9 protein-coding genes and 1 pseudogene are annotated in these 8,355 nt (G+C 63.0%); 4 read left to right on the forward strand and 6 right to left on the reverse strand.

What is annotated here, in order from left to right:
• Positions 1–900, reverse strand: a pseudogene (locus ABYW26_RS07035) (methylmalonyl-CoA mutase family protein); the annotation flags it as partial.
• Positions 901–1,190: 290 nt separating this feature from the next.
• Between ABYW26_RS07035 and ccrA the strand changes: the two are divergent.
• The 4 genes from ccrA (at position 1,191) to ABYW26_RS07055 (ending at position 5,121) form a co-directional block, all read left to right on the forward strand.
• Complete coding sequence (ccrA, locus tag ABYW26_RS07040) at positions 1,191–2,477, forward strand: crotonyl-CoA carboxylase/reductase (RefSeq protein ID WP_372604067.1); 1,287 nt, start codon at positions 1,191–1,193, stop codon at positions 2,475–2,477.
• 148 nt (positions 2,478–2,625) lie between these two features.
• On the forward strand, positions 2,626–2,817 hold the full coding sequence (locus tag ABYW26_RS07045; RefSeq protein ID WP_372604068.1) for a hypothetical protein: 192 nt from the start codon (positions 2,626–2,628) through the stop codon (positions 2,815–2,817).
• A 41-nt stretch (positions 2,818–2,858) separates the two neighbouring features.
• Entirely contained in the window at positions 2,859–4,397 is a 1,539-nt protein-coding gene (locus ABYW26_RS07050; RefSeq protein ID WP_372604069.1) for an ATP-dependent RecD-like DNA helicase, read from the forward strand.
• Positions 4,390–5,121 carry an SDR family oxidoreductase gene (locus tag ABYW26_RS07055; RefSeq protein ID WP_372604070.1) on the forward strand — a complete coding sequence of 244 codons (732 nt, stop codon included), beginning with the start codon at positions 4,390–4,392 and terminating at the stop codon, positions 5,119–5,121. Before ABYW26_RS07050 ends, ABYW26_RS07055 begins: the two co-directional genes overlap by 8 nt.
• A gap of 2 nt (positions 5,122–5,123) precedes the next feature.
• Here the strand turns inward: ABYW26_RS07055 and ABYW26_RS07060 are convergent, their stop codons facing one another.
• From ABYW26_RS07060 to ABYW26_RS07080, 5 genes are all read right to left on the reverse strand, one after another.
• Entirely contained in the window at positions 5,124–5,867 is a 744-nt protein-coding gene (locus ABYW26_RS07060) for a TIGR02186 family protein (RefSeq protein WP_372604071.1), read from the reverse strand.
• The gene (locus tag ABYW26_RS07065) at positions 5,867–6,778 is read right to left on the reverse strand and encodes a sulfite exporter TauE/SafE family protein (RefSeq protein WP_372604072.1); all 912 of its coding nucleotides are present in this window, start codon (positions 6,776–6,778) and stop codon (positions 5,867–5,869) included. Before ABYW26_RS07065 ends, ABYW26_RS07060 begins: the two co-directional genes overlap by 1 nt.
• A gap of 130 nt (positions 6,779–6,908) precedes the next feature.
• On the reverse strand, positions 6,909–7,337 hold the full coding sequence (locus ABYW26_RS07070) for a GNAT family N-acetyltransferase (RefSeq protein WP_372604073.1): 429 nt from the start codon (positions 7,335–7,337) through the stop codon (positions 6,909–6,911).
• Positions 7,334–7,939, reverse strand: coding sequence for a tRNA (adenosine(37)-N6)-threonylcarbamoyltransferase complex dimerization subunit type 1 TsaB (tsaB, locus tag ABYW26_RS07075; protein ID WP_372604074.1), 606 nt, complete (start codon positions 7,937–7,939; stop codon positions 7,334–7,336). Before tsaB ends, ABYW26_RS07070 begins: the two co-directional genes overlap by 4 nt.
• Positions 7,929–8,355 (reverse strand): NifU family protein (locus ABYW26_RS07080; protein ID WP_372604075.1); only part of this gene is annotated, 427 nt, incomplete at its 5' end. The genes tsaB and ABYW26_RS07080, both read right to left, overlap by 11 nt.

The raw sequence follows: 8,355 nt of genomic DNA on the forward strand, positions 1-8,355 counted from the left end.
CGCGGGCAATTGCACGGCGCGGGCGCGGGCGTTTTTCGACAGGGTCACGGCCAGCATCTCGATCAGGATGCGGTAGACGTTGTTTTCAGGCTGCTGCTCGGTCAGGCCAAGGCTGTTGACCTGAACGCCATAGCGGAAGCGGCGGAATTTCGGATCTTCGACGCCGTAACGGTCGCGGGTGATTTCGTCCCACAGTTCGACAAAGGCGCGCATCTTGCACATCTCGGTGATGAAGCGGATGCCCGCGTTCACGAAGAACGAGATCCGGCCCACCATGTCGGGGAAGGCCTCGGGGGCGACTTTGCCCTTCAGGTCGTCCAGAACGGCGGTGGCCGTGGCCAGCGCAAAGGCCAGTTCCTGTTCCGGCGTCGCCCCGGCCTCTTGCAGGTGATAGGAACACACGTTCATCGGGTTCCATTTCGGCAGATGCTCGCGCGTATAGGCGGCGACATCGGTGATCATGCGCAGGCTGGGCTTGGGCGGGGCGATATAGGTGCCGCGCGACAGGTATTCCTTGATGATGTCGTTCTGGACCGTGCCTTGCAACTGGCTGATATCGGCGCCTTGTTCCTCGGCCACGGCGATATACAGCGACAACAGCCACGGCGCGGTAGCGTTAATCGTCATCGAGGTGTTCATCTGTTCCAGCGGGATCTGATCGAACAGCGCCCGCATATCGCCCAGATGCGACACCGGCACACCGACCTTGCCGACCTCGCCGCGCGACAATTCATGGTCGCTGTCATAGCCGGTCTGGGTCGGCAGATCGAAGGCCACCGACAGGCCGGTCTGGCCCTTGGCAAGGTTGCCACGATACAGTTCGTTCGAGGCCTTGGCCGTCGAATGCCCGGCATAGGTGCGGAACAGCCAGGGGCGGTCTTTTTTGGTCTCGGTCATGTCGGGCCTCGTGAATCAGCTTCGGCAATTTTATTACGTTCGGGTAGTGATACTTAAAACATTATGCCAATGTCAATTCGCTGCAACGCGGCGCCACCGCGCAGATGCAGAGAATTCGCCGCTGTGCTGAAATTGTAAGAGATTTCAGCCCCCCTATATAAAACAGAGACATAAAATTACAAAACAGACCATCGGATGGTTGCAATGTTGCGCAAACGCATTTACTTCCCGGATGAAACGCCGGATTGATTCTGCGATGCGGCACGAAACTGTAACATATTATGGAGGCTTTGATGGCGCTCGATACCAAAACCGACGTTCTGTCCTACGACGCCCCTGAGAAAGAGCTGTATGAAATCGGCGAAATGCCTCCGATGGGGTATGTTCCGCAGAAAATGTACGCTTGGGCCATTCGTCGGGACCGCCATGGCGAACCCGAACAGTCGTTTCAGGTCGAAGTCGTGGATACCTGGCAGATCGACAGCCACGAGGTTCTGGTTCTGGTTATGGCCGCAGGCGTCAACTATAATGGCGTCTGGGCTGGCCTTGGTGTGCCGATCTCGCCGTTCGACGGTCACAAGCAACCGTATCATATCGCTGGCTCGGATGCGGCCGGTATCGTCTGGGCCGTTGGCGACAAGGTGAAAACCTGGAAAGTCGGCGATGAAGTGGTTATCCACTGCAACCAGGACGACGGCGACGACGAGGAATGCAACGGCGGCGACCCGATGTTCTCGCCGACCCAGCGGATCTGGGGCTATGAGACCAACGACGGGTCGTTCGCGCAGTTCACCCGCGTTCAGGCGCAGCAGCTTCTGCCGCGTCCCAAGCACCTGACCTGGGAAGAATCGGCCTGTTACACCCTGACGCTGGCCACTGCTTACCGGATGCTGTTCGGCCACCACCCGCACGAGCTGAAGCCGGGCCAGAACGTTCTGGTCTGGGGCGCGTCGGGCGGTCTGGGCTCGTTCGCGATCCAGCTGATCAACGCGGCTGGCGGCAATGCGATCGGCGTGATCTCGGATGAGGACAAGCGCGACTTCGTGATGTCTCTGGGCGCCAAGGGTGTGCTGAACCGCAAGGATTTCAACTGTTGGGGCCAATTGCCGAAGGTCAACACGCAGGAATACAAAGACTGGTTCACCGAAGCGCGTAAATTCGGCAAGGCGATCTGGGATATCACCGGCAAGGGCGTGAACGTCGACATGGTGTTCGAGCACCCCGGCGAGGCCACCTTCCCGGTATCGACCCTTGTGGTGAAAAAAGGCGGCATGGTCGTGATCTGCGCCGGCACCAGCGGTTTCAACTGCACCTTCGACGTGCGCTATATGTGGATGCACCAGAAGCGGTTGCAGGGCAGCCACTTTGCCCACCTGAAACAGGCTGCGGCGGCGAACAAGCTGATGATCGAACGCCGTATCGATCCCAGCATGTCCGAAGTGTTCCCGTGGGATGAAATCCCGAAGGCCCACACCAAGATGCTGCGCAACGAACACAAGCCCGGCAACATGGCCGTGCTGGTTCAGGCACCGCGCACCGGTTTGCGCACGCTTGAGGACGTTCTGGAAGCCGGCAAGTAAGCCCGCTTTTCCCGACGCGACATTGCGAACCCCGCCCTGCATCCCGCAGCGGCGGGGTTTTTCATGTTCCGGCTGGTGAAAGGGGGCTATGCAGGCGGTTAATACTCGCTATGGTTGTATTGGGGCGCAGGGAAAGGGAGGCTCCAAGGTGAACGACTGGATACTTGACGTGCTGGACGATCTGAGAAGTTTCGCCCGGCAAAACGGGATGCCGGCGCTGGCGCAGGAACTGGATCAGGCGGTGGATGTCGCCTGTCGCGAGATCGGCGCGACGATCCGGGTCTCGTCGCCCGAGTTCGGCCAGCGGCGCGGCACCGGCAAGGTCACGAAGGGGCATTAACGGGTCTGGCGCCGGTCGGGACGGGCGGATAGGGTCGCCGCATGTCCGTTCCTGCACTGCAATTTTCCGACGATCAGGCAGATGCCTATGACCGCGTGGCCGAGGCCTTGCGCGGCATTGGCGTTGACCTTGAAAACGACACGCTGACCCCTCGGGCCGAGGGGCAGGGCAACACGGTTCTGTCGGTGATCGGCAAGGCCGGGTCCGGCAAGACCATGCTGCTGGCCAAGCTTTACGAGGCGCTGGAAAGCGCGGGTGTGGATGTGGTCTCGGGCGATTACGAGGGCCGCCGCCGCAAGGATCGCCGCACTCTGGCCATTCTGGCGCCGACCAACAAGGCGGCCAGCGTGCTGCGCACCCGTGGCGTGCCCGCCACCACCATTCACCGCATTCTCTACACCCCGGTTTACGATCCCGAATACGAGAAAATCGCTGAATGGCTGGCGGGCAATGGCGACCGTCCGACCATCGAAGGCCTGACCGAAATCGCGCTGGACCGGGCCTATGCGTTTTACCAGAATAACAAGTCGATCCCCGGTGCGCTGGCGGCGGCGGGCCTGCGTGGCAGCGATTTCATCAAGGGCTGGAAACGGCGCGAGGAACCGCTGGATATCGGGTTCGTTGACGAGTCCTCGATGCTGGATGTGCGCCAATTCGAGGACTTGCAGGAAATCTTTCCGACGCTGGTGATTTTTGGCGATCCGGCACAATTGGCCCCGGTCAACCAGTCGGGTCAGATGGTGTTCGACACGCTGCCCGAGCCCAGCAAGCTGATCCTGCATCGCATCCACCGGCAGGCCGATGACAACCCGATCCTTGATCTGGCCCATGCGCTGTCCGATCCCGCGCTGAGGTTTGAGGATTTCGAACGCATGGTCGGCGAAAAGGCGGCGCAGGATGACCGCGTGGTGCTGGCCGGTCGGGTCGAAAGCGACCTGATGGCGCGCTCGCCGGTTCTGGTCTGGCGCAACGCGACGCGCATCCGGCTGATCCACGCCTTCCGCGCGGCCTTTGACGCGCCTGCGGATGCTTTGCTGCCGGGTGAGCCGCTGATCTGTGACGGGATCGAACTGCCGCTGAAGCATCGCAAGAAGCGGCTGGATCTTGAGGCACGCGGCCTGATCAAGGGCGCTCAGGTGATCTATCTGGGGCCGGGCAAGCGGCCCGGGTTCTCGCGGTTGCATGTGATCGGGGCCGAGGATCCTCAGGTCTCGGCCGCGTCGATCATCAAGATCGAACTGCCCGACGAGGAAGAACCGTTCATCCCTTTTGCCGCCAACATGGGCGCGGCGTTCCTGCATGGCGCGGCGGTGACGATCCACAAGGCGCAGGGGTCGCAATGGGAAAACGTTCAGGTCTTTTCCCCCGATCTGTGGGCCGCCGCCCGTATGGGCCGGGTCGAAGCCGGTCAACCCTTGTGGAAACGGCTGGCCTATGTTGCCATTACCCGGGCCGAGCACCGGCTGTTCTGGGTCACGCGCGCCCGTCTGGCGCGGCCAAGCGGGCCGCTGACGGTGGACGATCTGCGGGCGGCTCCCACGCCCCTAGCCCTGAAAATGGAGGCACTGGACGATGGCTAAGACAATCCTGATCACCGGCGCCAGCAGCGGCATCGGCGCCGCCGTGGCGCGGTTGTTCCTGAACGATGGCTGGCAGGTCGGTCTTTTGGCGCGGCGGCAGGACCGGCTTGAGACCGTGGCCGAAGGCCGCCCCAACGCGCATGTCTTGCCCGCCGATGTCACCGACGCCAATGCGGTCGATGCGGCGTTCCGGCAGTTCACCGCCATGACCGGGCGGCTGGACGTGCTGTTCAACAATGCCGGGATGTTCGGCCAGCAGGCACCGATCGACGAAATCTCGGTCGAGAATTGGGAACAGGTGATGCTGGTCAATCTGCACGGCATGTTCCTGTGCGCCCGCGCCGCGTTCCGGCAGATGCGGCAACAACAGCCTCAGGGCGGGCGGATCATCAACAACGGCTCGATCTCGGCGCATAATCCGCGCCCCGGTTCGGTCTGCTATACCACCACCAAGCACGCGATCACCGGCCTGACGAAATCGCTGTCGCTGGACGGGCGGCCCTATGGTATCGCCTGCGGCCAGATCGACATCGGCAATGCCCGCACCGAGTTGGTCGAGGAACTGACCGCGCGGCTTGAGGCCGAAGGCAAGCCGGTTCAGCCGACGATGGATGTCCGCCACGCCGCCGAAGCGGTTCAGCACATGGCCAATCTGCCGCCCGAGGCGAATATGCAGTGGCTGACGGTGATGGCGACGACGATGCCCTATATCGGGCGCGGCTAGGCCTAGCCCCGGATCAGGCGGAACACCGTCGCGGCGCCCCAACCGGCAAAGACAGCGATTGCCACGCACAGCAGGCCATAGATCAGCGGCTGATCGGTCGCCAGATTGAAGGTCAGGCGTTCGATCCCGACCATCGAGACATTGATCGACGTGGCATAGCTGTCGATGACCTGACCGCCTCGGGTCAGGAAAATCCGGGTGGTATACAGGCCTTCGGTCAGGTTGGCGGGCAGGGTGATCGCGGTGCGGAACAGCGTGTCCTCGTCCAGACTGACGCCGCCCGGGGTTAATTTGAACGCGCCCTCGTCCTCGCGGATGCGCAGCAGGGCGTCGCCGAAATAGGTGTCGGTGCCCGCGGGAATGAACTGCGGCGCCGAGATGTGATAGCGGGCGTCGGCATCGGGCGCCAACAGCTGATCCAGCGGCCCGGACGAGGTCACGGCGTAAAAGCTGGGCACGTTCCCGATCGCGCGCGAGTCGGCGTTGACCCAGATGCCCATGCGCCGGTCCTTGCGGCGCACGGTGATGGTCTGCGGCGGCCCGGCGACGGTGATGATGACGCCAAGGGGTGGTTCGATCGGGGCCGGGGCGATGCGCTTGACCGCGCCAAAAATCAGAATATCGGTGCCCGAGAAATCGGCGGTGATCGCCACCCGCGCCTGACTAAGACCCGCGACGATTTCCTCGGCCGCGGCGACGCGCAGCGGCAACAGCGACATGAGGGCGACAAGCAGAAGACGCAACATCATTGGCCTCCCGCCGCGATGGAATACAGTTCGTGCGGTTCAAGCAACAGGTCCAGCGCCAGCTTGCCGCAGACCGACAGCACCAAGAGCGCCAGCAGGATGCGCAGTTGCTCGGCCTTCAGTTTGACGCCGATCCGGCTGCCCAATTGCGCGCCGACAACGCCGCCCAGCAACAGGATGACCGCAAGGAACAGATCGACCGTATGGTTGGTGATCGCATGCATCAGCGTGGTGAAGGCGGTGACAAAGATGATCTGGAACAGCGAGGTTCCGATCACCACCTTGGTCGGCATGTTCAGCAGATAGATCATCGCCGGAATCATGATAAAGCCACCGCCGACTCCCATGATCGCCGCCAGAACCCCGACCGCAGCACCCACGATCAGCGGCGGGATCACCGACAGATACAGGCCCGAGGCGCGGAATTTGATCTTGAGCGGCAGCGCATGGATCCAGCCACGCTGACGCCGTTTGGCCGGCGCGCCCGAGCGCACCCGGCGCAGCGCCCGCAGGCCCTCGACCAGCATCAGCAGGCCGATAATGCCCAGAAACACCACGTAACACAGGGTCACCAGCAGCTCGACCTGACCCAGCCGCGACAACAGATTGAACAGCCAGATCCCAAAGCCCGACCCGATCAGGCCACCGATCAACAGGACCGAGCCCATCCGCAAATCCACGGTCTTGCGCTGAAGATGTGCCAATACGCCCGAGACCGACGACGCAACGATCTGGTTCGCCCCGGTGGCCACGGCCACGGCGGGCGGAACGCCGATGAAAAACAGTAGGGGCGTAATCAGAAAGCCGCCTCCGACCCCGAACATGCCTGACAAAATGCCGACGATGCCGCCAAGGCCCAGCAGCAGAAACAAATTGACCGAGACTTCGGCGACGGGCAGGTAAATTTGCATTCCTATCCCTAGTGCCGAAAACCAAAGGCCTGCAAGCCCCGGCGTCGCGGTTCGGTCAGATATTGTGGCTGTCCGGCGGGGTGCTTTCGGCCTGTGCTGTCAAATCCGGCAGCCGGGAATGGGGGCAACCCTAGCCGCTTGCGCGCGTTCCCAGCGGTTTGCGCAGGATCAGCGCGTCAATCGCGGCCCCTTGCGGCATCTGGTAATAGCCCTTGCGCCGCCCGGCCTGCGCGAAGCCGGCGCCAAGATACAGGCCGATTGCGGCGGTATTATCGGCGGCGACTTCAAGAAACGCCTCATCGGCGCCGCGCGTCAGGGCTTCGGATTCGAATCGCGCCATCAGGCGGCGCCCGGTGCCGCCACGTCGGGCGGCGGGATCGACGGCGATGGTCAGCAACTCGGCCTCGCCCGCCAGCGCCCGACCCAGGGCAAACCCGGCATCTTCGGTCACCAGAAAACAACCGGGGCCAGTCAACAGATCGCGGAATTCCTGCGCGTTCCACGGACGCGGGGCGGTGAAACAGGCGGCATGAAGGCGCGCCAGATCGTCGGGTGTCATGGCAGGATCACCGGCGGCGGGTCCGAGGCCGGTGCAGCATCCGCAGCCCGCAGATACAGCGGTGCCGGGCGGGCAATCTCGCCGCCCTCTTGAATGCGATCCCCGGCGATGCGGGCGATATGCACCGCCAGCGTGGCCTCGGGCAGGGTTTCGACCAGCGGCCACGGGTTGTTCAGATCGCTGCGGGCGATCAGACGCGGGGCGGCGGTTTGCCCGGTCTCGAAGTCTTGCGCATAGACCATATCGCGCCGCGCATCGACCAGCGCGGTCAGCGGCCGGGGCTGATCCAGCGCCAGCGCCTCGAACATGCTGACCCCGACGGCGGGAATGCCTAGCCCCAGCGCCAGACCGCGCGCGGCCGAAACGGCGATGCGGATGCCGGTGAAATTGCCCGGTCCGACCCCAACGCCCAGACCGGCCAGATCCGACCATTGAACGCCCGCATCGGCCAGAACCTGTTCCAGCAGCGGCATCAGGCGCTCGGCCTGACCTTTGGCCATGTCCTCGTGCCGCGATGCGATGACCCGGTTGCCTGACAACAAAGCGGCCGCGCAATGCGCGGCCGATGTGTCAAAGCCAAGGATCAATGGATCAGGCGGCAACCGGACGCACCTCGGTCACCTCGGGGATGTAATGGCGCAGCAGGTTCTCGATGCCCATTTTCAGGGTCAGGGTCGAAGACGGGCAACCGGCGCAAGCGCCCTGCATATGCAGGTAAACCACGCCGCGTTCAAAACCGTGAAAGGTGATGTCGCCGCCATCCTGCGCCACCGCCGGACGCACGCGCGTATCCAACAGCTGTTTGATCTGGTTCACGATCTCGGAATCGGGGCCGTCGTGCTCGGCATGACCGGCCTGCGCCGCGCCTTGCATCACCGGCTGGCCCGATTGGAAATGCTCCATGATCGCGCCAAGGATCGCGGGCTTGATTACGTCCCATTCGATCGCATCGCCCTTGGTCACCGTCACAAAATCGGTGCCGAAAAAAACGCCCGAAACGCCCTCGACCCCGAAGATC

The sequence above is a fragment of the Actibacterium sp. genome (assembly GCF_041584535.1).
GTDB lineage: Bacteria > Pseudomonadota > Alphaproteobacteria > Rhodobacterales > Rhodobacteraceae > Actibacterium_D.

Coding starts and splice junctions, on each gene's coding strand:
- ccrA (WP_372604067.1), top strand. CDS start 1,191: ATGGCGCTCGATACCAAAACCGACGTTCTGTCCTACGACGCCCCTGAG.
- ABYW26_RS07060 (WP_372604071.1), bottom strand. CDS start 5,867: ATGTTGCGTCTTCTGCTTGTCGCCCTCATGTCGCTGTTGCCGCTGCGC.
- ABYW26_RS07055 (WP_372604070.1), top strand. CDS start 4,390: ATGGCTAAGACAATCCTGATCACCGGCGCCAGCAGCGGCATCGGCGCC.
- ABYW26_RS07050 (WP_372604069.1), top strand. CDS start 2,859: ATGTCCGTTCCTGCACTGCAATTTTCCGACGATCAGGCAGATGCCTAT.
- ABYW26_RS07065 (WP_372604072.1), bottom strand. CDS start 6,778: ATGCAAATTTACCTGCCCGTCGCCGAAGTCTCGGTCAATTTGTTTCTG.
- ABYW26_RS07070 (WP_372604073.1), bottom strand. CDS start 7,337: ATGACACCCGACGATCTGGCGCGCCTTCATGCCGCCTGTTTCACCGCC.